The 23873-nt window shown below is 40.4% G+C and carries 19 protein-coding genes and 1 pseudogene; 10 read left to right on the top strand and 10 right to left on the bottom strand.

From position 1 onward, the window contains the following. Positions 1–59 precede the first annotated feature (59 nt). The 5 genes from AC2SLL_RS10615 (at position 60) to AC2SLL_RS10595 (ending at position 4497) form a co-directional block, all read left to right on the top strand. On the top strand, positions 60–650 hold the full coding sequence (locus tag AC2SLL_RS10615; RefSeq protein WP_486531664.1) for an HAD family hydrolase: 591 nt from the start codon (positions 60–62) through the stop codon (positions 648–650). A 237-nt stretch (positions 651–887) separates the two neighbouring features. Beyond that, on the top strand, positions 888–2024 hold the full coding sequence (locus AC2SLL_RS10610) for a hypothetical protein (protein WP_486531663.1): 1137 nt from the start codon (positions 888–890) through the stop codon (positions 2022–2024). A 109-nt stretch (positions 2025–2133) separates the two neighbouring features. Next, positions 2134–2928, top strand: a complete 795-nt coding sequence (locus AC2SLL_RS10605) for an SDR family oxidoreductase (protein WP_486531662.1) — start codon at positions 2134–2136, stop codon at positions 2926–2928. 407 nt (positions 2929–3335) lie between these two features. Then, positions 3336–3878: a ferritin gene (locus tag AC2SLL_RS10600; RefSeq protein ID WP_486531661.1), complete on the top strand. Its 543-nt coding sequence runs from the start codon at positions 3336–3338 to the stop codon at positions 3876–3878. A 271-nt stretch (positions 3879–4149) separates the two neighbouring features. Continuing rightward, entirely contained in the window at positions 4150–4497 is a 348-nt protein-coding gene (locus AC2SLL_RS10595) for a hypothetical protein (protein ID WP_486531660.1), read from the top strand. 423 nt (positions 4498–4920) lie between these two features. Here AC2SLL_RS10595 and hemH read toward each other — a convergent pair whose 3' ends face one another. Continuing rightward, positions 4921–5940 (bottom strand): ferrochelatase, encoded by a 1020-nt coding sequence (gene hemH, locus AC2SLL_RS10590; RefSeq protein WP_486531659.1) that lies wholly within the window; start codon positions 5938–5940, stop codon positions 4921–4923. A 463-nt stretch (positions 5941–6403) separates the two neighbouring features. Between hemH and metX the strand changes: the two genes are divergently transcribed. The 4 genes from metX to AC2SLL_RS10570 all read left to right on the top strand — a co-directional run bounded on the left by metX (position 6404) and on the right by AC2SLL_RS10570 (position 10579). Further along, positions 6404–7594 (top strand): homoserine O-succinyltransferase MetX, encoded by a 1191-nt coding sequence (gene metX / locus AC2SLL_RS10585; protein ID WP_486531680.1) that lies wholly within the window; start codon positions 6404–6406, stop codon positions 7592–7594. Next, positions 7591–8211, top strand: coding sequence for a methionine biosynthesis protein MetW (metW, locus tag AC2SLL_RS10580; RefSeq protein ID WP_486531658.1), 621 nt, complete (start codon positions 7591–7593; stop codon positions 8209–8211). The genes metX and metW overlap by 4 nt, the downstream gene beginning before the upstream one ends. 886 nt (positions 8212–9097) lie before the next feature. After that, positions 9098–9679 (top strand): tetratricopeptide repeat protein, encoded by a 582-nt coding sequence (locus tag AC2SLL_RS10575; RefSeq protein WP_486531657.1) that lies wholly within the window; start codon positions 9098–9100, stop codon positions 9677–9679. A 150-nt stretch (positions 9680–9829) separates the two neighbouring features. Further along, a complete protein-coding gene (locus AC2SLL_RS10570; protein WP_486531656.1) occupies positions 9830–10579 on the top strand; it encodes a hypothetical protein in 750 nt (249 codons plus the stop codon). Positions 10580–10731: 152 nt separating this feature from the next. Here AC2SLL_RS10570 and AC2SLL_RS10565 read toward each other — a convergent pair whose 3' ends face one another. The 9 genes and pseudogenes from AC2SLL_RS10565 to AC2SLL_RS10525 form a co-directional block, all read right to left on the bottom strand. Next, positions 10732–11919, bottom strand: a complete 1188-nt coding sequence (locus AC2SLL_RS10565) for an isovaleryl-CoA dehydrogenase (RefSeq protein ID WP_486531655.1) — start codon at positions 11917–11919, stop codon at positions 10732–10734. A gap of 210 nt (positions 11920–12129) precedes the next feature. Next, positions 12130–13041: a hydroxymethylglutaryl-CoA lyase gene (locus tag AC2SLL_RS10560; protein ID WP_486531654.1), complete on the bottom strand. Its 912-nt coding sequence runs from the start codon at positions 13039–13041 to the stop codon at positions 12130–12132. A 378-nt stretch (positions 13042–13419) separates the two neighbouring features. Further along, on the bottom strand, positions 13420–13620 hold the full coding sequence (locus AC2SLL_RS10555) for an acyl-CoA carboxylase biotin carboxyl carrier protein subunit (protein ID WP_486531679.1): 201 nt from the start codon (positions 13618–13620) through the stop codon (positions 13420–13422). Between the two features lie 390 nt (positions 13621–14010). Beyond that, positions 14011–15567, bottom strand: a pseudogene (locus AC2SLL_RS10550) (acetyl-CoA carboxylase biotin carboxylase subunit); the annotation flags it as partial. A 113-nt stretch (positions 15568–15680) separates the two neighbouring features. Then, positions 15681–16124 (bottom strand): GFA family protein, encoded by a 444-nt coding sequence (locus tag AC2SLL_RS10545; protein ID WP_486531653.1) that lies wholly within the window; start codon positions 16122–16124, stop codon positions 15681–15683. 17 nt (positions 16125–16141) lie between these two features. After that, complete coding sequence (locus tag AC2SLL_RS10540) at positions 16142–16951, bottom strand: enoyl-CoA hydratase/isomerase family protein (RefSeq protein ID WP_486531652.1); 810 nt, start codon at positions 16949–16951, stop codon at positions 16142–16144. 145 nt (positions 16952–17096) lie between these two features. After that, positions 17097–18704 (bottom strand): carboxyl transferase domain-containing protein, encoded by a 1608-nt coding sequence (locus AC2SLL_RS10535; protein ID WP_486531651.1) that lies wholly within the window; start codon positions 18702–18704, stop codon positions 17097–17099. A 160-nt stretch (positions 18705–18864) separates the two neighbouring features. Continuing rightward, entirely contained in the window at positions 18865–20565 is a 1701-nt protein-coding gene (locus AC2SLL_RS10530; protein WP_486531678.1) for an AMP-binding protein, read from the bottom strand. A 696-nt stretch (positions 20566–21261) separates the two neighbouring features. Beyond that, positions 21262–22473, bottom strand: a complete 1212-nt coding sequence (locus tag AC2SLL_RS10525; protein ID WP_486531649.1) for an FAD-dependent oxidoreductase — start codon at positions 22471–22473, stop codon at positions 21262–21264. A 405-nt stretch (positions 22474–22878) separates the two neighbouring features. Between AC2SLL_RS10525 and hslO the strand changes: the two genes are divergently transcribed. After that, positions 22879–23808: an Hsp33 family molecular chaperone HslO gene (gene hslO, locus AC2SLL_RS10520; protein WP_486531648.1), complete on the top strand. Its 930-nt coding sequence runs from the start codon at positions 22879–22881 to the stop codon at positions 23806–23808. The last annotated feature ends 65 nt before the right edge of the window (positions 23809–23873 follow it).

Here is a 23873-nt window from a genome sequence, read left to right as displayed (position 1 = left end):
CTTATTTAATAATGCTTATTACTTTATACTAATCGTTTACCCCATAAATTTGATCCTTTATGAATATTGCCTTGTTCGACTTTGACGGTACAGTAACTAACCAAGATATGTATACCCAATTTGTGTTGTTTGCGACTCCAAAACGTAAATTGACTCTAGGTAAATTAATTTTATTACCCACAATCATAAAGTATAAGTTCGGTCGCCTTCATGGGCGGGATATCCGCTCAAAAATGACTAAATTAGCCTTTAAGGGTATGAGTATCGAGGAGCTTAGCCACAAAGGTGAAGAGTTCGCCAACCAAGTTATTCCCGCCTATATCAGACCTAATGCTTTAGAGAAAATAAAATGGCACCAAAGTCGTGGAGATTTGGTGGTGATCGTTTCGGCATCACTAGATGTTTACTTAAAGCCGTGGTGTGATATGCAACAATTAGATTTGATATGCACGGAGGTTGAAGTTATCGATGGCATGATGACAGGGAATACTATTGAAGGAGACTGTAGCTCGCTTGAAAAACAAAAACGTATCGAGCAGCGCTACAACCTTCAAGATTATGACACTATCTATGCCTATGGCGATACGCCTGAAGATACTGAAATGCTAGCGCTTGCTCAGCCTGAGCATCGTTTTTATCGTTACTTTTGATAAACTCGTTTGATGAACCGTTGGTATTACGATTATTATAACAGCAAGCATTCAACTCGTGACACTGCCTTGACCAGACCAGCATATACAATCGTATGGCGGGATTGGCTTCAAGTACACATGTCACAAATTTCAAACCACTTATCCTTTGTCATTCGTGACATAACTCTTGATTATCTACCCTATAAAATTGTATTGTAATCCTAACCATTCCTTAAGTTTTAATTGAAAACAACTATGACGACACCCTTTAAACGGCATACTTTGAGTTATTACACATTTATTAGTTTGGCTATTAATTTAGCTATTAGTGCAGCACTCACTAGCACAGCGCATGCTGTTACAGTAACGAATACGCCTGTGAGTACAGCAACTACTATGGCGATTGACACTGAACCCTCATCGCTCTCCACATCATTTAATGAGTTTACAAATCCACAAGAGATACGCCCAGATAGTAAAGACTGGAACTGGGTAGATGAACAGCATGAAGGTACGAGAAGACGCTTAGGTAACTGGGCAAATAAAATGAATGGGTGGTTTGGTAAAACAGATCCAAGAGACCCAGCTACCGCTAGCTTAAGGGTAATTATGGATACACGTTGGGTAGATGATCCTGTGCAAGGTAGTGATATTACTGTTGAGCCGAGGATTCGTGGACGCTTAAAGCTGCCTGTTCTGGAAGAAAGGCTCAGCTTAATAATTGGAGATGATGATCTTGATGACGAGTCTGCTTTGAAGCAGGATGCATCTGGCAGAGCTTACTATAGAGATACGAGCAGTCAAAATAAAACCATCGATAGGAAGAGAGCCCGAGAGGATAATTCGTCCATCGCTTTACGCTGGTCACGCCTTGAAGAGGCGCTTGGGTTTGATGCAGATGTTGGTATCCGCTCGGGCGATGATGTTTATGTTAAATTTAGCATTGATAAAGACCTATATGAAAATGATAAAATGAAGGTTAGTAACGACAGCTTCTACCGTTATGGCTCTGATAGTGAGCACTACGCCAGAACTGGGATGGATTTACGCTATGGAAAAAATAGCGAACGATTTATCAATAATCGTACTACCCTACACTATGCTAACCAAGACAATGATGAGCGCACGTATTGGAAGAATGACCTTAGGCAGTTTCATTATTTTGATAATAATAAGCAGTTATCCTACGGTATTTCAGCCAGTGGCGATTTTAAGGATGACCATAGAAGCAACCATAAAAAGCTGAATAGTTACGGCCCAACGATAAGTTACCGTCAGCCTATTTGGCGACATTGGTTATACCTACAAACTGAACTAAACTACTATAATGATAAAGCGGAAGATAAAGGACATTATCCATCTGCTCTACTTCGGATGGAAGCATTGTTTTAGGGCTAAATGTTGTTTTAGGGTCTAATACTGTACATTCACATATTGTTCGTCATAACTCATAATTTTTAATTTGACTAATTTTCACTTTCACTATTAAGGTAATAGCTTTATGAAAAAATTAAATATTCTCATCACTGGCGCTGCTCGAGGCATTGGTCTTAAGACCGCACAAAGCTTGGCCAGTAAAGGACATAATATTGGTATGTTTGATATTGATGTTGATCAAATTGAAGCCTCGCTGGAACACAAGGCATTCAAGAAAGCCATTAAGTCGCAAGCTATTCTGCATGGCACGCTGGATGTTACCGATAATGAAGATTGGGACAGCGCCATTGAAGCCATGCAAGATAAATTTGGTAGTATTGATGTACTTATCAACAATGCAGGTGTACTGGTTGATGGCCCCCTAAGTGAGACAGATTTAGAGGCTCAACTTAAGCTGGTAGATATCAACTGTAAAGGTGTGCTCATCGGCTGTTACAAGGTAGTTAACGTAATGGAAGGGGGAAAATTTAGCAAAATTATCAATGTTTCTTCGGCGTCAGCCATATATGGCCAACCCGAAATTGCCCCTTACTCTGCCAGTAAGTTTTTTGTGCGGGGTTTGACAGAAGGTCTTAATATTGAATTTGAACCTCAAGGTATTAAGGTAATTGATATTATGCCATTGTGGGTTAAAACGGATATGACAAACGGTATTGAAGTGACCAGCATTGACCGTCTTGGCTTAAATTTAATGCCAGAAGATGTGGCTAAAACGTTGTGTAACCTTGCCAAATCTCCTAATAAGAAGCTCTCTAAGACCCATTATACCGTGGGCATGCCAGCTAAAGTTATGAATGGGTTAGCGCAAATTACGCCAAATAAGATTAATCGTCTTCTTACTAAAAGATTTGGCGCATAAACGCATAAGAATATAACGCCTAAACTGATTTGTAGAATCACTTTAGGTTATTTTTTGAAAAGCCATCGTTAAGATGGCTTTTTTAGTGGCAAAAATTTGAGTTGAGCGATGTTGAATTGATCAAAATGAAGATTAGAAAACTTTAGTTAATAGTGTTAAGTTGCATAATTATAAATTATTTTACATCTATTAACTTGTCTCACAAAATCGTGACAGCACATTACCCATACTTACGGCTTTAAAAGGTAGTATTGGAAAAAAAGAAAAGGAATAGAAAGATAGTATTGAAAGAAAGATAGTATTGAAGACCCGTATTTAATGAGTTGGATTGCACTGATTATTTAATTGTTTATTTAATCTTCATCAAACCGATTAAAACAAACTTAAAGTTTAATAAGGAGATTATTATGAGTGATAAAAGACTTTCAGACTCTATGGAACAAGCTCTTAACGATCAGATGAATAATGAAGCTAAACAAGCTCAATCCTATTTAGCACTTGGTGTTTGGGCGGAGTCAAATAGCTACTCAGGTATTGCCGACTTTTTCTATAAACATTCTGAAGAAGAACGTCAACATATGTTTAAGTTTTTAGAATATATTAATACTCGTGGTGGTACAGCAAAAATTGGCGACATTCCTGCGCCTAAGGATAATCCAAGCAACTTGCAACAATGTATTGAAGATGTCTGGCAACACGAACTTAGGAATTCACAAAAGATTTATGATTTAGTGGATAAGGCAATGGCAGAAAAAGATTGGGCCACTTTTAACTTCTTACAGTGGTTTGTTAAAGAGCAGATTGAAGAAGAAGCTTTAATTGATGAGTTACGCGATAAATTTGCTTTAGCCTCAGACAATCAACATAACAATGCTAACTTTTATTCACTTGACCGTGATATGCAACACGCTTCTCAGGAAGCAGAACTACCACGCAATAAAAGTATTTAAGCTGAGTTACGACTTAAAGGATAATGTTATAAGACTGCTGTCTTGTTGTCTTGACAATTATGCTATGCGGTTTTTCATATGTTGATTCTCTTGCACACTGAACGTTTATGGTTTTCTTACATATTATTAACATGTGGTGACATCTTGTTACTGTTTGGTTGTAATTTTCAATGACACAATAAACTCATACCAGAAGTTTAGTATGTAGTAAGCAGCAAGTAATACATAAACACTATGTCGTTAATATCTTTATAAGTAAAAGGATGACGCTATGAAAAACCCTAAAACCCCTCAACCTGATCTAGTGAGCAGTACTTTATCTCACGAAGGTGTAAATAAATCGATGAACGACCCAATGGGAACTGATTCATCAGATCTAGATAAGCTGACAAACTCTGAAGAGTCCATCATAGATGCCCTTACGGATACAAACAGTATCGACCCTGATAATCTTATTGATGAAGTACACTCTGGATTGACTGAAGTGCATCGTCATAATATTGATGAATCTCGCATCGATGAAGTATTGGTAGAAGACACCTTAGATGATAAACACTATCCTACTATTCGTGATATTGCTGACAAAGATGCGGTTGCTCATAGTTTTGAAGATGAGTAATAATTTTGAAGATGAATAGTTATTTTGATTAGAAGATGAATAGTTATTTTAAATATCAGTAGTTATTAGGGTTAATTATGAGAGTTCGTTATTTATATTTATAAAAATTAGATAATGAGTGAGATAAAGAGTAATGATAAGGTACAGCCTTGTTATGAGTAACCATTATTCAATTAACTAAACACCGCCCTAAAGTGGCGGTGCTTTGTTATAAATATAAACGATACCTAAATCTTCAATACAAATGTAAAGATTAATAGAGCTATTATTTACTATTTGGTTCAAAGCGCTGGTTAACCGATGCTAACAGTAGTGTTGAAAGTATTAAAACCGGTGCAAGGCTAGCAAGCTAATACGCTAAGTAGAACTAGATTTCTTAGGCGAAACAAGTTTAATGCTATAATCCTTTAGAAATAATAGAGTTTATGCCCATCCTTGTAGGGTGGCTGCCCACCCTTGCACCAGTGGCTTAGCCAATGCTTCCATTAAATCTATATGATCTTCATCATCATTTAAGGCTGGAATGTAATGGTATTCCTGCCCTCCCGCTTTGATAAAGTTATCACGATTTTCCATCGCTAACTCTTCTAACGTTTCTAGGCAGTCAGCAGAGAATGCAGGACTGATAACCTGTACCGAACGCACACCTGATTTACCCCAGCCTTCTAAAACCACATCAGTATATGGCTTAACCCATTCTTGTTTACCAAAACGTGACTGGAAGCTGGTTATCCACTCATCTTCATTTAAACCCAGCTCACTTGCCACTTGTGCTGCTGTACATTTACAACGCTTAGGATAAGGGTCTCCTTTGTCAGCGTAAGGCTGTGGGATGCCATGAAAGCTGAACATAAGCTTTTCAGGTTTGCCGTGTTTGGCCTGAAAACGACGTATTGAATCCACCAAAGCTTTTATATATAGCGGATGAGCAAAGTAGTCTTTAACTATGGTGTAATTCGGCAAATTACGTTGCTTCAGTGTCCATCTCGTAAGAGCATCATATACTGCGCCACCCGAAGTCGCTGAGTACTGAGGAAACAGAGGCAAAATGACAAAGTGATCTACGCCTTCTTGACGCAGCTTATCCATAACATTTGGCAAACCTGGATTACCATAAGTCATCGCTGGATGCACAGAAACTCTAAATGGAGTGATACTATCCTGCAATCGAGTTTGCAGCTTATCCACTTGTAAATTCAATATTTTACGTATTGGAGAATCGCCATCCCATACACTAGCATAGGCGTGTGCCACTCGCTTAGGACGAGAGGGTAATACAAACAGGTTTAAAATAATTGCCCATATAAACTGCGGTATTTCAATGACCCTAGGGTCGGACAAAAACTGCTTTAGATAACGGCGTACTGCTGGTGCCGTTGGCTCATCTGGTGTGCCTAGGTTAACAAGCAAAACAGCTATTCGAGGTGGCTGGCTAGGTTTCATATCTGGCAGATGTCCTCAATAAACTAAAATGATTTAAAATGGTTGAATGTCATGGTGTTATACCTTGGTTTAAAAACAGGTGTCCATATTTATATATATTTGATAAACAGTCACTCACTTTTTTAACGGCAAAATAGAGTGCCAGTTTATCATTATTGCAGGGTAGTTTGCCAAAACAGTAGCCTCAAATTAACAACCCTGTATTAACAAACAGCCATTGAAGTTGTACTTACCTAGCTATCCACCTACAATATTAGTTTATAATGACAAATTAGAAATCACTACTCCCTTTCTGTCATATTCTGTATGTTTAATATCGCAATTTCTAATTGACCCTATTTCTATTAATTCTATTGAGGTAACTTTGAGCATCCAATCGACCCAAAATGATTCCAATTTTGCCCGTTTCGAGAGTGACTCTTTAGGTAATTCTTTAGACGATTCTGTAGGCCGTTCTGTCGGTATAGTAACGCCGAAAATATTGCATTTTGACACACCCTTGACCTTGGAGTGCAATCGCACTTTGTCACAGTTTGATCTAGTATATGAAACCTACGGTACTTTCAATAAAGATAAGTCAAATGCCATATTAATATGTCACGCACTATCAGGAAGTCATCATGCTGCTGGTTACCACAGTGCTGACGATCAAAAACCTGGTTGGTGGGACACCATGATTGGTCCAGGTAAAGCCATAGATACCAATCACTATTATGTGGTTTGCTTAAATAATATTGGCAGTTGTCACGGGTCAACTGGTCCTGTTACTCCTAATCCAGCAAGCAAAGAAAATGTTCCCTATGGCCCTGATTTTCCACTCATTACCATTAAAGATTGGGTAGTGACTCAAACCATGTTGTCAGATCGCTTAGGTATTGACGTCTGGCATGCTATTGTTGGTGGCTCAATGGGCGGGATGCAGGCGCTACAATGGTCAGTTGACTACCCTGATAGACTTAAACGTTGTGTGATTATTGCTAGTACACCAAAACTTTCAGCTCAAAACATTGCATTTAATGAAGTCGCTCGTCAATCCATACTATCAGACCCAGATTTTAAAGAGGGTCGCTACTTGCAAGCGGGCACGTACCCTCGGCGCGGACTGATCCTAGCACGTATGGTGGGTCATATTACTTACCTCACAGATGACGCTATGAAAGCAAAATTTGGTCGTGACTTAAAGTCTGGGAAATTTATGTATGGTTATGATATTGAGTTTCAAGTTGAAAGCTATCTGCGCTATCAAGGCGAGCGCTTTAGCGAAAACTTTGATGCCAATACTTACTTATTAATGACCAAGGCGCTTGATTATTTTGATCCTACCCGAGACTATGTGGATGATAACCTTGATGATTTAGAAGCTCTAAAACAAACTCTAGCTCATACACAGTGTCAGTTTTTAGTGGTTTCATTTACCACTGACTGGCGCTTTTCTCCAGAGCGCTCTCAAGAAATTGTCGATGCTTTAATGGCTAATAAAAAACCAGTGAGCTATGTCAATATTGATGCGCCACATGGCCATGATTCGTTTTTATTTGATATTCCGCGCTATATGGGTGCAGTTAAGGGCTTTTTAGACGCGCCGTTTTTAACAAATTCAGACGCTCTAAACCAGAACAAAATTGGGCAAACTCAAAAGGAGCATACCGCATGAGAATAGATCATGAGCTTGCTAAAAACTGGATTGCGCCGCACTCGCGTGTATTAGATCTCGGCTGCGGAGATGGCTCTCTGCTGGCACACTTACAGCATACGATGGGAGTAACCGGATATGGCTTAGAATTAGATGAGTATAAAATTAATGAAGCCATATCAAAAGGTCTGAATATTGTCGAACAAGACTTAAACGACGGACTGGCTCGTTTTGCAGATAACAGCTTTGATACGGTCGTCATGGCTATGGCACTACAAGCCGTTAAAGCACCAGATAAATTGCTTCTTGATATGCTCCGTGTGGGCCGAGAGGCCGTCATTACCTTCCCAAACTTTGCTCACTGGCAAAACCGCCTACATCTCGGTATAAAAGGGTTGATGCCAGTATCAGAAGCCCTACCCTATGAATGGTATAACACACCAAATATCCATTTATGTACTTTTAAAGACTTCGAAAAGCTATGTGCTGATAATGACATTAGTATTATCAACCGCTTTGCAGTGACCGATTCAGCAGATCGATTTGGTCTAAAACGCTCTTCTCTCATGCGAACTTTCATACGCCAAGCGCCAAACTTATTGGCAGATGTTGCCATATATCGAGTGACTAAGCGATAGAACCTTAACCCTGAATACACTAATCAACAAAAGAATATTGCTTGATGTTAAAAATGGATTGATGTTAAAAATGGATTGATGTTAAAAATGGATTGATGTTTGAAAGGGTTAATAAAGATTATTGGGTTTGGTATTAAGAGAGCAGCGCAAATAATTGCTATTGAATGACTAAACTCGATACCTGTATAACGCTAGAATAATAACACTAGAATAAATCTCATTAGAATGGTTTTAGACACATATTTGACCGTCTGATACGAACAATAAAAACGGGTATGGTTTAACTAAGAGATAGCTGAACAAATATTTCGCTAGCTTTTGTATACGTAATGAGTCTACCTGATAACTCCTTGAAAATATTTTAGATAGCGTTAGCAATAGAATTAGCAAATAGTCGAAACCAATGATGACTTTCTTCAGTTAGAAGACGGCTAAATCATGCCTAATTCATACCACTCATTTCTCATTCATTTCATATTTGATACTTGATTATTGCTTGTATTATTTTGTTACAATTCACGTAATTATTTTAATATTTTTCACATTTTTTCAAGTAAAACTACCCTAGTTGCATTTGAGTTTGCTTAAAGGCGGTGTTAAGCTATGTTATCATTTTTTAGTAGTGTGTAATTTTCACTGCCTTTGTGTAGTGGCTTAACCTAGCCTTTGTGTAGTGGCTTACACCTAGTTAACTATATCTAAATCTTTAGACACTGTTAAATGACGAATACCATTGTTTAATGTTTTCTTAATACGTTTTGTTTAATACGTTTTGTTTAATACGTTTTATTTAATATAAGTGCCGCCGCTCAATACAGTATGAGCTAAAAAGCCGAGCTTTGGTGCTTTCATTCATTATGACGCTAATTTTGTTGTTGGATTTCTTATGAAACTTTTAAAAGCTGCTGTTTTTGCTACTTTATTCTCAACTGCAGGCTTAGCCCAAGCTGATCTGGTTGCGAATGTTCCATTAGATACATCTCGCTTTGAGATGATGAGTGTAAATGACCTAACTGCACGTGCAAACCTTGGTAACGATCATGCCCAATTCTATTTAGCCAAACGTTATCAAAAGGGTATTGGGGTCACTAAAAACCCGCTTAAAGCGATTGAATGGTACACCCGTGCGGCAAAGCAAAATGTGACGCCTGCTCAGCTAAATCTTGGCATCATGTATGCACGAGGTGAAGGGGTTGCTGTCAATGAACAACAAGCCCGTTATTGGCTTGAAAGGGCAGCCAAGCGTGGGGATAACCGTGCCAGTTACACCTTAGCACTTATTGATGAGAAACAGAGAAAGCTTGTTGATGCCTATAAGTGGTATGAACTATCTGCTCGTGACGGTATGCTGAATGATGAAGTACGTACCAAAGCACGCGGTAAGATTGGGCAGTTGGCTTTGAACTTATCAGGATCTGATATAGCCAATGCTCGTAACCAAGCAAACAGCTGGTTTCAATCTAAATAGTGGGTAAATCAGTCCTTCAATAAATGAATAAACGGCTTAAATTTTGCGTATTACCCAGCTTTAGGCTGGGTTTTTTATCTGATTTTATTTCCTCTGTAATCTCTTTTATAGGGTTACCTCCACGACACCGTAAATATTGGGCAATAATGAATGGATGTCTTCTCGAATAGAAACAATAAAACATTGTTCAATGTTGCACTTGTGGTGATCGGATTAGCACTAATCGCTATAATATCTTTGAATAAGGATAAAGCCCCGCTTAGCGCAGAGGAAAAAATCTCGGAGCACGCTCAAAAAGAGTCTGAACTATTTCAAAAAGATGCAGATATTGTAAGGTTACGTCATCTTAAGTATTGGGTGGCGACTATTGAAGACTACCAAAGCAAAGTGGGACACTACCCCTTGCAAGGCGAATCGGACACCCCATTATATGTCTTCATAGCAACACCAAGTCAACTGGCCTCACTCTCTAAATCGGATCACTTAATAGCATCTGGTCAATTAAAATCGCCTTTTTCTACATCTACCTCTTCTCCTACACGTCCCATGAAAGATTTCGTAAACGTGCTTGAAGCAGGGCTTAATAGACAAATAACTGAGTATTACGACCCTCAAGATACAATCAATACAGATAATAGTAGACCTAACCTCTACACCTACACGATTAATAATGATACTTATACCTTTAGTATTAATACACATCAACACTACTTATTTAGTAGGTTTATCGCCCCAGATTTTCACACAGTTGAAGTCTCAAATGTAGGTAATCCAAGCGCCAATTTAATACTTACTCCACAAATGCTCTTTAACTCATCGCATTATAAGATAGCCGCTGGAAAAGCCATTAGCAATCCAAATCTATTTGAGAAAGACTATACATTGCATATAAGTGAATAATAAACTTAAACTTATTTTTATATCCTCTAAAAACCTTAATATTCTACTCGGCTAAATTAAAGAAAACCCCTAATCAAAAGATTAGGGGTTTTCTTATTAAACATGCTCGCTAAACAAGTAGCCGATATCTCATTTGTGTCATGTGCGTCAAATTATTTGGTTTCGTTAAATAATTCACGACCGATTAACATACGGCGAATTTCACTCGTGCCTGCACCAATCTCGTAAAGCTTTGCATCACGCCAGTAACGACCCAGTGGATATTCATTAGTGTAGCCATTACCCCCAAATATCTGAATACCCTCTCCTGCCATCCACGTGGCTTTTTCCGCACACCACAAGATAACACTGGCGCAATCTTTACGTACCTCACGGCTATGACCAACACCTTTTTTATCTAGCATATCTAGATTTTTACCGACGGTATATAAGAAGCTACGGCCCGCTTGTAGGACAGTGTACATATCCGCGACTTTACCCTGAATCAACTGGAACTCACCAATTGACTGACCAAATTGCTTACGATCATGAATGTAGGGAACCACATTGTCCATTACCGCTTGCATGATACCAATAGGTCCAGCAGCTAAAACGGCGCGCTCATAATCTAAGCCACTCATTAACACCTTAACACCTTGATTAAGTTCGCCCAAGATATTTTCTTTTGGCACGAATACATTATCAAACGTCATCTCACCGGTATGACTACCCCGCATACCGAGTTTGTCAAGTTTTTGCGCTGTACCAAACCCTTGCATACCTTTTTCGACTAGAAATGCAGTCATACCTTTAGCGCCAAGCTCAGGCTCTGTTTTGGCGTATACAACCATTACATCGGCATCTGGACCGTTGGTAATCCACATTTTAGTTCCATTAAGCACATAGCCACCCTCTTTTTCTTCTGCTCTTAGCTTCATGCTGACAACGTCTGAACCAGCCCCAGGCTCACTCATGGCTAACGCCCCAACAAACTTACCTGCAATCAGCTTTGGTAGGAATTTTTGCTTTTGCACCTCATTACCATTACGTTTAATCTGATTGATACATAGGTTTGAATGTGCGCCATAGCTAAGAGCAACCGATGCTGAAGCCCTACTAATTTCTTCCATAGCCACCATATGAGCAACATATCCCATATTAGCACCGCCATACTCTTCAGGTACCGTGATACCATGCAGACCCATATCGCCCATTTTTTCCCATAAGTCCATTGGAAACTCATCACTACTATCTATTTCAGCAGCTCGTGGGGCAATCTCATTATCTGCAAAGCTTTTTACAGCATCACGAAGGGCGTTAATATCTTCGCCTAACTCAAAGTTCAAACCGATTGTGCTCATAAAATATCCTTATAAAATAATTGGAAGCAGTCTTTCAAAGTGGCTATCCATTGTAAATGCTGATGATTAAATTCATCTTAATGTTTTAGGGCATGTTACTGGCTTACACCCTACTCATCATATTTCTTTATTTTTATCAACAAAATATCTTTTTTATTGACTGCTACATAAGTAACTCTTATATTGCTTGCGTTATTAAGACTGATTAAATTACTTAGACTTACTAAGTAACGCACGAGCCACATTTGAGCCGTTAGCACGCCCTAAGAATTCGCTTATTTTTTGGCCAGTTGCAGTGAGCTTAGTCAAGTCAATGCCAGTTTCGATGCCCATGCCATGTAACATATAAACCACATCTTCAGTGGCGACGTTACCCGTTGCACCTTTCGCATAAGGACAACCTCCAAGGCCAGCTACAGAGGTATCATATTGGCGTACACCCAATTGTAGGGCTGCTAATGTATTGGCTAAGGCTTGACCATAGGTATCATGAAAATGCCCTGAAATATCGGCAACATCAATATAATCCATCGCTGCTTTTAGCGCATTTTGAACCTTGATTGGGGTACCCACACCAATGGTATCTGCCACACCAATATGCTCGGCACCGATTTCGACTAACCGTTTGGTAACATAAGCGACTTGAGTTGGCAAAATCTCTCCTTCATAAGGGCACCCGACACTACAAGAAATAACCCCGCGCACTTTTATGCCAGCTTCTTTAGCAGCAGCTGCAACTGGCGCAAAACGCTCAATACTTTCATCGATACTACAGTTGATATTCTTTTGGCTAAACGTCTCACTGGCCGAACCAAAAATGACCACTTCATCTGGCGTAAAAGTAAGCGCATTATCAAAGCCTCTCATATTAGGCGTTAATACTGAATAACAGACGTCTTTTCTACGCTCGGTATTAATGAGCGTCATAAGCGCGCTATTATCGCCCATCTGAGGTACCCACTTTGGCGAGACAAAACTAGTCGCTTCAAGCTTTTTAATACCAGCATCAATCAAGCCGTTTATTAATTCAAATTTTACATCTGTCGGTACATTCTGCTTCTCGTTTTGAAGGCCATCACGTGGGCTAACATCAATAATAAGAACATTATCTGGATAATTCATTGCTTATACTCTGTTGTAAGCTACGGCCTGTAGCAGGTCATAAGACATCTTATATCTGTCCAAGAAGGTAATTAAACAGTGGCCAACTCGCTAATTCTACTATTTGCCATGCTTGCAAGCCTGTTTATTGCGAATTTTTATGGCTACTATTATTTATAACTACTCTGTTTTAGCTACTCTGTTGTAGCTACTTTAATTTTTGAATCGGATATTCGCGTATGGCCTTATTCTATATCGCAATTCTATATCGCACTGAAAATTATAATTTCAAGAAACAAGGCACAAGCTAGGCTAAGGTGAGGCCTAATGAATGCGATAAAATGGCGCTACTTCTGGTAATACTACTTTTTTCGATACTACTTTTAACGAATGATAGATTTACTCTTCAGTATCAATACGAAGTAACTCATCACCATCTGCTACTAAATCACCGGGAGCAAATAACAACTCTGCTACGACGCCATCCGCCGGTGCATTGATAGTGTGTTCAATCTTCATCGCCTCAATAACAGCCAGTGCTTGACCCTGCTTAACCGTGTCACCCGCGGCTACTTTAAAAGCAACGACCTGACCCGGCATAGGAGACTTTAAACTACCCACAGCTTGGCTATCTTCGCCCACATGTGCCATCGCATCGACAAGGCTAATAACCCCACTACCGTTATCGCTAAATACGTGGATCTCTTCATTATTTTTCCAACTTTGAACCTTTAAACGCTGGTTATCTAACCATAATACATAAGAGTTAGCGTCTGAATTCATGTATTCAACAATGTCATTAAACACGGCCCCACTTAAATCTTCTGCATCGGCTTGATTAGCAATCGCATCTGACGTTTCAACGGGTTTAATGCTCAATTTAAAACGCTGACTTGATTGGTCCTCCTGCTGGCTTCCTCTAGCATCCACTTCCTGCCAATCACTAATAACCGCTATGTAATGCTCATCGGTTTGACCATTATTTAACACTAAGCTGAAATAACGCTGATAGCTCGTATAAGCCCGCCAGCCATTTAGCTGGCTGAACGGATCATTTGACTGGGACAGAGCACTGGCTGTTTTTAAGGCATCAGCTTCTTCTGACAGTTTATGCACCACTGCACTGGTCACTAATTGGGCTAATGGTAATGGTTGTTGATCAAATAAAACATCTTTTTCACGCTCAATCAATGCTGTATCAAGGTTAGCCTGACTAAAGGAGTCCGTTGCCAAAACATGGCGTAAGAATGCGACGTTATTTGGTAAACCAACAATGCGAGTTAATGCTAAAGCTTGATCTAACTTGGCTAAAGCTTGCTGACGGGTTGGCGCATGCACAATCAGTTTAGCAATCATAGAGTCATAAAATGGACTAATGACATCACCTTCTTCAACACCATCATCAATACGAACTGAATCTACCGCAAACTGGCTATGTTCAGGCTTTTGATAGGTATACAAGCTTCCTGTTGCAGGCAAAAAATCATTGTCTGGGTTCTCAGCACACAATCGAGCTTCGATTGAATGTCCATTGATGCTTAACTCATCTTGACGCTTTGGCAGTTTACCTCCAGCAGCAACGAGTAATTGCCATTCTACTAAATCAACGCCAGTGATGGCTTCAGTGACAGGATGCTCGACTTGCAGACGTGTATTCATCTCCATAAAGTAGAAATTCATGTCTACTTGGCCATCATCAGAGACACGTTGCTCAACGATAAACTCAACCGTACCTGCACCTACATAGTTAACCGCACTTGCAGCATTAATGGCTGCCGTACCCATAGCCTCACGCATGGCCTCATCAACATTTGGTGCTGGTGCTTCTTCTAATACTTTTTGGTGGCGGCGCTGTACGGAACAATCGCGTTCAAATAAATGTACGTAGTTACCATGACTATCGCCAAATACCTGAATTTCAATATGTCGAGGTTTTAAAGCATATTTTTCAATGAGAACCGCGTCATTACCAAAACTGGTAATGGCCTCACGGCGGCAGGACTCTAATAGCTCTTTAAAGTCTTCACTGCGTTCAACCAAACGCATGCCTTTACCACCACCGCCAGAGCTGGCTTTAATCAGTAAAGGATAGCCAATTTTATCGGCCTCACTTTGCAAGAAGTCAGGGTCTTGATTAGCACCGTGGTAACCGGGAATAAGCGGCACGCCAGCCGTTTCCATTAGCTGTTTAGATTCTGACTTCAAGCCCATTGCGGTAATAGCAGAAGCTGGTGGCCCAATGAAGGTAATGCCCGCCTCTTCACACGCCTGTGCAAAAGACGCATTCTCACTTAAAAAACCATACCCCGGATGAATGGCCTGAGCCCCTGTTTGTTTGGCAACCTGAATAAGTAAGTCACCTTTAAGGTAGCTGTCCTTAGGCGCAGAACCGCCAATGTATACTGCTTCGTCACACGCATTCACATGTTTAGCATAACGATCAGCCTCTGAATATACAGCAACTGTACGCACACCCATGCGTTTGGCTGTTGCGGCGATTCGGCAAGCAATCTCACCACGGTTGGCAATTAAAATCTTAGTAAACATGACTGTCCTTATCGTTTAATCTAGAAACTTACAAAATTAGTAATATGCTGATGCTAATAATGATGAGCGTGCTATTAAATCGTTTAGTCTTTGCATATACCTATGGTTATTACTTAAGAGAGAAGCTTTAGTAGGTGTTTAAAATCAGGTAATGTTTCAAATTTTTCTGGCTTTGATTTTGACTCTAAGTGGATTTGATGCCAACTAGACTTGGTGCTTAAGCATAAGTGAGCAACGACCTCTACAGACGCCTCAGGATTATCTATCTCAAGTAGGCCAATAGGTATCCAGTAGTACTGATTGGCGAATAAATTAGGGACAGGACAACCACAGTTACCACAAAAGTGTGCGCTAAACCCTGTCTCTTTCTGCCAGCTTTTTATCTGTCCCTTATTCACCCATTTAAAATCAGCCATTGGAATTATAGTCGCTGAATTAGAGCTGGAGCCTGTTTGCTTTTTACATAACGAACAATGACATTGATAAATTTTCAAAGGGTTGGTCTGAATGTCGCATGCAAATTCAGTAACACCGCACAAACATTTACCATGAATCATAGTATGCTCTTCTATATTTAAGAAGCCAGCCAATTTGGCTTACGCTTTTGCAAGAATGACTGCACGCCCTCTTTGCCTTCAGTAGAGGCTCTAATATCGGCAATCCCTTCGACCGTTTGTTCAATAAGCTTATCATCGATTGTCTCACCAGCCACATCGTGCAATATTTGTTTGCATTCTTTGATTGCATTGGGGCTGTTATTACGCCATTTTTTACAAATTTTGGCCACGGTATCGTTAAGCTCATCTGAGCTCACACATTCATGAATCAGCCCAATGCGATAAGCCTCAGCCGCATCAAATACTTCTGCCGTTAAGAAGTAACGATGCGAGGCTCTTGCACCCATCGCACGAATAACATATGGGCTAATAGTTGCAGGTGCTAAGCCCAAACGTACTTCACTTAAGCAAAAGTTAGCGGATTCAACCGCTATGGCCACATCGCAGACAGCAATTAAGCCAACACCGCCGGCATAAACATCCCCTTGAATAGCGGCAATAGTTGGCTTTGGACAGTCATAAATTACCTTAAGCATTTGTGCCAGTTTATCGGCATCTGCTAAGTTCTCTTCACGGCTATAATCCGCCATCGCACGCATCCAGCTTAAATCTGCACCCGCACAAAAGGCTGTGCCCTGAGCAGCTAGAACAATCGCTCTTACCTCATCATCATTGCCAAGCTCAGTAAATGCTCGATTTAACTCAGCAATGACTTCATCATTAAACGCATTACGCTTGTCTGGACGTGACAAGGTTACCGTAGCCACCTCATCCTCAATAGCAATGTTCAGTGTGCTAAACGTGCTGTTGTCCATTGGGTTTGCCATAGCATTCTCTCTGTAGCCTACACATTATCAGGCCAATTACATCGGGTTTATTAAATTCAGTTCATCACATGAAGGCGGAGGATATGTTGTGTCTTACCAGTTGCGGCTGACTAGGAAACCTTAGTAAAAATTAGGGTTAAGCGGATTACATTCTAAACACACCAAACTTAGTTTCTTTAATTTCAGCATTATAAGCCGCACTTAACCCTAGAGCTAACACCTTGCGCGTATCGACTGGATCAATAACCCCATCATCCCACAACCTTGCTGAGGCATAATAAGGATGCCCTTGTTTTTCGTACATCTCTAAAATTGGCGCTTTGAATGCATTTTCTTCTTCCACGCTCCACTCTTCGCCTTTGCGCTCGAAATTGTCACGCTTCACAGTCGCTAATACTGACGCTGCTTGCTCCCCGCCCATTACTGAAATTCGCGCATTCGGCCACATCCATAAAAATCTCGGGCTATAGGCACGTCCACACATGCCATAGTTACCCGCCCCAAATGAGCCACCGACAATGACCGTGAATTTAGGGACTTGAGCATTAGCAACTGCCATTACCATCTTGGCACCATGACGAGCAATACCTTCATTTTCATACTTACGCCCCACCATAAAGCCGGTAATATTTTGTAAAAAGACCAATGGGATATTGCGCTTACAGCACAGCTCAATAAAGTGCGTGCCCTTTTGGGCGGACTCACTAAACAAGATACCATTATTAGCCACAATTCCGACTTTCATGCCTTCAATATAGGCAAAACCACAAACCAAAGTTGTCCCAAAGCGGGCTTTGAACTCATCAAATTCACTGGCATCGACAATGCGAGCAATAATTTCACGAATATCAAACGGCTTTCTGGTATCCGTGGGAATGACACCATAAAGCTCTTTGGCATCATAATTAGGCTCACGGGGTTCAATTTGATTGGGTATCTGTTTGGGTTTGCGGTTTAGATTACCCACAATGTCACGCGCCATAGATAACGCGTGTAAATCATTTTCTGCTAAATAATCAACAACCCCTGACAAACGAGTGTGCACATCTCCGCCGCCTAAATCTTCTGCGGTTACCTCTTCACCCGTTGCTGCTTTGACTAATGGTGGACCACCTAAAAATATAGTGCCCTGTTCCTTAACGATGATAGACTCATCACTCATAGCAGGCACATAAGCGCCCCCCGCTGTACAGCTGCCCATGACGACAGCAATCTGCGGAATACCCGCGGCGCTCATATTGGCTTGATTATAAAAGATACGACCAAAATGTTCTTTATCTGGAAACACATCATCTTGATTTGGTAAGTTAGCGCCACCTGAGTCCACCAAATATACACACGGCAGGTTATTTTCCTGAGCGATTTCTTGCGCGCGTAAATGCTTTTTTACCGTCATTGGATAGTATGTACCACCTTTAACGGTAGCGTCATTACACACAATCATACATTCGATACCATTAACACGGCCTATACCAGCAATCACGCCAGCAGCAGGAATATCAGCATCGTACATATCATATGCGGCCATTGGGGCGACTTCCAAAAACGCCGTACCGGGATCAAGTAAGCGCTCAACCCGCTCACGCGGTAATAATTTACCTCGTGCTAAGTGTTTAGCTCTGGCACGCTCCGAGCCGCCCTGCGCAATTTTTGAAAGGTGGGCATGCAAATCATCAACAATGACCTGCATGGCTGCTGTATTCTCTACAAAATCTTTAGAATTTGGGCTAAGTTTACTGGTAATGGTGCTCATGACGTCCCTTATCAACGGTGTTTGAGGGGTACTTAAGACCTATCCTTTGATAAGTCAGCGAATAACCCACCCTAACAGTATTTTATTTTTTAAATATTTATATGTTTAAAGCTATTACTAAGTCGGCTGTAAATTTTTAAAAAGAATAGGACAAGGAAAACTATAACCCTAACTCTTGTTTCATAATGTCGACAATCTTGAATTTCTGGATCTTTCCTGTGACTGTCATTGGAAATTCTTCTACAAAACGATAGTAGGTTGGTATCTTATAATGAGCAATGTGATCTTTACAAAACTCACGGACACTCTCTTCAGTTAAAGAATGGCCTTTCTTAGTGATAATCCATGCGGCCAAAACTTCCCCATACTTTTTATCTGGCACCCCAACCACTTGAACATCTAAAATATCTGGGTGTCTATATAAGTAGTTTTCAATCTCGACGGGATAAATATTTTCGCCGCCACGAATAACCATGTCTTTACTACGCCCAACAATCTTCACGTAGCCATCTTCATCCATCGTGGCCAAATCGCCTGTGTGCATCCAGCCATCTTGAATCGCTTCTTTGGTCTTAAATCGGCTACCCCAATAGCCTTTCATCACTGAATATCCTTTGGTAAGTAGCTCGCCTTTTTCGCCGATTGGCACAATCTCGCCCGTCTCAGTGTCAACTATCTTAACTTCCAAGTTGGGTTGTACTAAACCAACGGTAGAGACTTGCTTATCCAAAGGGGTATGCTGATTGGTTTGGCAAGATACGGGGCTGGTTTCCGTCATGCCATATGCAATAGTTACCTCATCCATGTGCATTTTATCAATGACTCGGCGCATCACTTCAATCGGGCAACTTGAACCTGCCATAATACCTGTGCGCAATGTAGACAAATCGAATTGATCAAAATCAGGGTGGTCTAGTTCAGCAATAAACATGGTCGGCACGCCATGCAAGCCAGTACACTTCTCATCTTGCACGGCTTGTAATACACTTTTTGGCTCAAACCCATCATTTGGATATACGATACATCCTCCGTGGGTTAAAATAGCTAAATTACCAAGCACCATGCCAAAGCAATGATATAGCGGCACGGGAATACATAAACGATCTTTATGGGTCAGACTCATTGCCTCACCAATAAAGTATCCATTATTTAATATGTTGCGATGTGTGAGTGTCGCTCCTTTTGGTGTTCCTGTCGTACCACTGGTAAACTGCACGTTTATTGGATCGGTATTTTTCAGCTGTGCTTGACGCTCAGCAACTCGAGGATCATCCGCACTACCCTCTGCCATCCAGTTTGAGAACCTTTGCATATATTTAAAGTCTTCATCATTACCTGGCTCATCGATCCAAATAATACGCTCAATTGTTGGAATCTCTACGAGATCTAGCTGGTAATAATCCTTATGATAAATCTCAGGGCAAAGCTCCCGAATCATTAAAGCATAATCGCTCGATTTAAAGTGGCGCATGTGCACCAATGCTGCACAGCCCAGTTTATTCAAGGCATACTGCAACTCGAAACTGCGATAGGCAGGATTAATGTTAACCAATACCACCCCTACTTTGGCAGTTGCTAATTGCATTAACAGCCATTCAACATTATTATGCGACCAAATACCAACACGGTCGCCTATAGAAAGCCCCATCTCAATCATGGCGCTTGCCAATTGATTGACCTGACGCTGAAGCTGTTTATAAGTCCACCTGATATTTTGATGACAGGAAACAATGGCCTCACGCTCTGGATATTTAGCAACAATAGCATCAAAGAAATCGCCAATAGTGGCTTCAATTAATGGAACAGTAGGGCCTTTGTCATAGCTTTTTTTAAGAGGCGCATTAGCAGATTTAGCACCCATATCAATGCGTGCCAGACTATCAAGTAGGTTATCAAGAGTGGGGTTATTTATAGAAGCATTAGATACTACTGAATTAGTAGAGTCAGACATAACGAATCCTTTCGTTTGATTATTTTTGTCGTTAACTAAGGCAGTATAAAACTTACCTACCCAAACGTTAACTTAGTTATATTTACGACTAAATTAATAGTGCTTAACTTAATAGTGCTTAACTTAAATGACACTTCTGAGAATAACTGTATTTTGTTACTTACTTATGAAAGATAGGCATTACTAGAAAGATAGATATTACTAATAGCTATTACTAATAGCGGTCTAAAACAAGGCGTCATGGGTAACCTGCAATCAGCCCTAGTAATTGATGAAATAACTTAACAGCTAAAGCCAAATGTTTGGGGCAGCAATACACTGATTATTGTTACTCCGTGTTACAACAATCAGCCCTCATCCTGCCTTTACCCTATATTCATCACTGTATAGGGCAATAACCAAACAACAATGACCCTGCAAATATAACTTTTAATAGCCATTACTATAAAGTCTAGTTAACACTATTGTCAACCATATTGAGACATAATGTATCGTTTAATTTTTTAGATCCTATATATTATGTTTTGAATGAGGCTATTGGCGATTTAGTAGTTAGTTTAACAGTCATAAATTAATAGCTACGATTGAATGATTATGATTGCATGGTTATGATTTAATCGTTACGTTAGCAGTGGTGTTATCTTGTTCATCCAGTTGCACCATGACTAATTCATCATCTGTTGATGTGACAATCTGCCAGTTCCCAGTATTAGAAGGCACGCCCGTCACTATAACCGAAATGGCTTTGTTTTTTAGGCGAATCATTGGTGGCTTATGAACGTATGGCTGATATTGCACATCTTCTGCTTGACCTGCCAAGACTTGCTCAGCAATAGTCGCGGCTTGCGAACGAAGAGGGGCAACATAACGGCAAGGAACCCCCGAAATAGACATACAGTCGCCAATGGCAAAGATATTAGGTTGTGAAGTTTGTAAAGTAGCCTCGTCGACTCTAATACCCGTTCTTTTATCGAACTCAATATTAGCCGATTCGGGCAGTGCTGCATCAATACTTAAACCCGTACTGGCGATAACATGGTCAACCACTATCGTTTGAGGATGTTGTTCATCGTTGATACTGGCATACACCACTTGCAATTGGTTATTTTCAAGCTTAGTCACGGATTGAACCAAAGACCCTCCCAAAAAGTGAATACCTTGTGAGTCAATCGCCTGTTTAATACGTGCCGTCGCAGCTTCTGGCAACATTTGTGCTAATGGGGCATTGTTTAAATCCATTAAAGTAATATCATGTCCTGCCTTCAACAAATCTTCAGCAATCTCGGTACCCACCATGCCAGCACCGACAATAGCTATCTTTTGAGGCCCCTTTTCTAGCGCTTTCTGAAGCTGGCCAAAACGTTCAATATGGTTAACATGCCATACGATATCTTTCGGTAAACTGGAGGGGAAAATAGGCTGAGCACCCATTGCTAAGACTAATTTATCATACTTAATAGCGCGCGTTGTAACATCAGCCTTAGTGTCAGTGTCAGTTTCCGTATCCTTATCCGCTGCGCTACGAACCTGTACTTGCTGACTATGACTATCAATTTGGGTCACATAGGTGTTTGCTAATAGCGTCACACCAGAAGTTTTTGCAGCCTCTACACCTGTGGCTCGAACCAAATCTGCGGCTGATTTATTTTGGCTAATTGCCATAGTTAGCATGGGTTTATGGTAACGATCTGCATTATCTGAGGTAATCAGAGTAATTGGGATATTTTTATCTTTAGCTCTGATAGCATCAATAACCCCCCAGCCTGCTAACCCTGCACCAATAATAACCACACCTGCCTGATTTGATTCCATCGACATAACTACTCCTTAACATTATAATTTTTGAATGGTGTTCTTCTAAGCTGAAATATAAGCGGTATCATTTTAAAGTTAATTAATAAGCTAAATTAGGCGAGGTATTACCCTACTATATTAATATGTGCTTCGAGTCATAAGTGCTTCAAAGCATGCCTATTTCACTTTAATACCTCGTTTAAAGTTAGCAATCATTGTATCAGTAAACACCTACTCACTCATTATCAATCTCTTTCAGTTTTCTTGCTTATCTGCGTTAAAAAACCACTTTAATTTGAGTTATCGTGAATTTTTTTCGCTTTATACGGTCATCTATGGGCATCAAAAATCAGCATTGATAAACTCACTTTTATCCCAATATAAAACACATTGAATATCTTAGATTATCATGACCTTTAAGAGACTTATATGACTCATCCTACTGATTTACGCCAACGCTTTTTTATTGAAGACTCCCCTGTACGTGGAGACGTGGTGCGCCTGCAACATAGCTACGCTACCATTACCTCTCAAAAAGATTATCCTGAATCTATCAAACGGTTACTTGGGGAGATGTTGACAGCGGCCAGTTTGTTAATTGGTACATTAAAAATTGATGGTACGCTATCGATCCAGCTACAATCGTCTGATGACAATAGTCTACTTAATTGGGCAATGGCAGAGTGTGATCATTCAGGTATCATTCGAGCACTTGCCAGTTGGAAGAACGAGACTGACGAACAAAAACGCGTGTGGGCAGAAAAAACAACTGCGAATGAGGCTTTTTTTGAGCTTGGCGATGTGGGTAAGGGGGTATTGTTTATTAATATTCAACCTGAACAAGGACAAGCTTATCAGGGTATTGTTGAGCGTAATCACGATAATTTAGCGGCATGCTTGGCTCATTATCAACAGCAATCTGCTCAGATTCCAACACTCTTTAATTTAGCGTGCGATGGCTTGCAGGCAGGCGGAATATTAGTGCAAATGCTGCCGCGCAGCGCTGAAGAGAAATTTGAAGTTGAGCAAAATGAAGATGCCGGCATACGTGACGACTTGTGGACGCGCTTAACGGTATTAACCCGCACCTTAAAGCCTGAGGAATTAACCACACTTGATGCCAGTGAAATCATTTATAGACTATACCATGAAGAAGAGGTAGTAGTGCCTGACCCCGTAATGCTTGAATTTGGCTGTACCTGCTCACGTGACAAGTGTGAGATGGCTATTGAACAAATTGGCGAAACCGAGGCATTAGACATTATTGAGCAACAAGGCGGTATTTTTGAAATGGATTGTGGATTCTGTGGTTCGGTTTACAAGTTTAATAGCGCTGATGTTCAAGAAATTTTTGAATAAATGTTTGGTCCATGACTGCCGCTTAACTTAATGTATATCGTTTACTTTAAACACATATTCTTTTT

The organism is Psychrobacter sp. CX97, assembly GCF_057396285.1.
The sequence above is the reverse complement of the archived record's forward strand: the minus strand, read 5'-3'. Positions and strand labels throughout refer to the sequence as shown.

Excerpts from the sequence above, each read along its gene's own strand:
- AC2SLL_RS10525 (WP_486531649.1), bottom strand. The coding sequence starts at position 22,473 with ATGTCGATGGAATCAAATCAGGCAGGTGTGGTTATTATTGGTGCAGGG.
- AC2SLL_RS10530 (WP_486531678.1), bottom strand. The coding sequence starts at position 20,565 with ATGGGTGCTAAATCTGCTAATGCGCCTCTTAAAAAAAGCTATGACAAA.
- AC2SLL_RS10610 (WP_486531663.1), top strand. The coding sequence starts at position 888 with ATGACGACACCCTTTAAACGGCATACTTTGAGTTATTACACATTTATT.
- AC2SLL_RS10540 (WP_486531652.1), bottom strand. The coding sequence starts at position 16,951 with ATGGCAAACCCAATGGACAACAGCACGTTTAGCACACTGAACATTGCT.
- hslO (WP_486531648.1), top strand. The coding sequence starts at position 22,879 with ATGACTCATCCTACTGATTTACGCCAACGCTTTTTTATTGAAGACTCC.
- AC2SLL_RS10570 (WP_486531656.1), top strand. The coding sequence starts at position 9,830 with ATGGATGTCTTCTCGAATAGAAACAATAAAACATTGTTCAATGTTGCA.
- AC2SLL_RS10545 (WP_486531653.1), bottom strand. The coding sequence starts at position 16,124 with ATGATTCATGGTAAATGTTTGTGCGGTGTTACTGAATTTGCATGCGAC.
- metW (WP_486531658.1), top strand. The coding sequence starts at position 7,591 with ATGAGAATAGATCATGAGCTTGCTAAAAACTGGATTGCGCCGCACTCG.
- AC2SLL_RS10555 (WP_486531679.1), bottom strand. The coding sequence starts at position 13,620 with ATGCCGGGTCAGGTCGTTGCTTTTAAAGTAGCCGCGGGTGACACGGTT.
- AC2SLL_RS10595 (WP_486531660.1), top strand. The coding sequence starts at position 4,150 with ATGAAAAACCCTAAAACCCCTCAACCTGATCTAGTGAGCAGTACTTTA.
- AC2SLL_RS10560 (WP_486531654.1), bottom strand. The coding sequence starts at position 13,041 with ATGAATTATCCAGATAATGTTCTTATTATTGATGTTAGCCCACGTGAT.
- AC2SLL_RS10615 (WP_486531664.1), top strand. The coding sequence starts at position 60 with ATGAATATTGCCTTGTTCGACTTTGACGGTACAGTAACTAACCAAGAT.
- AC2SLL_RS10605 (WP_486531662.1), top strand. The coding sequence starts at position 2,134 with ATGAAAAAATTAAATATTCTCATCACTGGCGCTGCTCGAGGCATTGGT.
- AC2SLL_RS10565 (WP_486531655.1), bottom strand. The coding sequence starts at position 11,919 with ATGAGCACAATCGGTTTGAACTTTGAGTTAGGCGAAGATATTAACGCC.
- AC2SLL_RS10575 (WP_486531657.1), top strand. The coding sequence starts at position 9,098 with ATGAAACTTTTAAAAGCTGCTGTTTTTGCTACTTTATTCTCAACTGCA.
- hemH (WP_486531659.1), bottom strand. The coding sequence starts at position 5,940 with ATGAAACCTAGCCAGCCACCTCGAATAGCTGTTTTGCTTGTTAACCTA.
- AC2SLL_RS10600 (WP_486531661.1), top strand. The coding sequence starts at position 3,336 with ATGAGTGATAAAAGACTTTCAGACTCTATGGAACAAGCTCTTAACGAT.
- AC2SLL_RS10535 (WP_486531651.1), bottom strand. The coding sequence starts at position 18,704 with ATGAGCACCATTACCAGTAAACTTAGCCCAAATTCTAAAGATTTTGTA.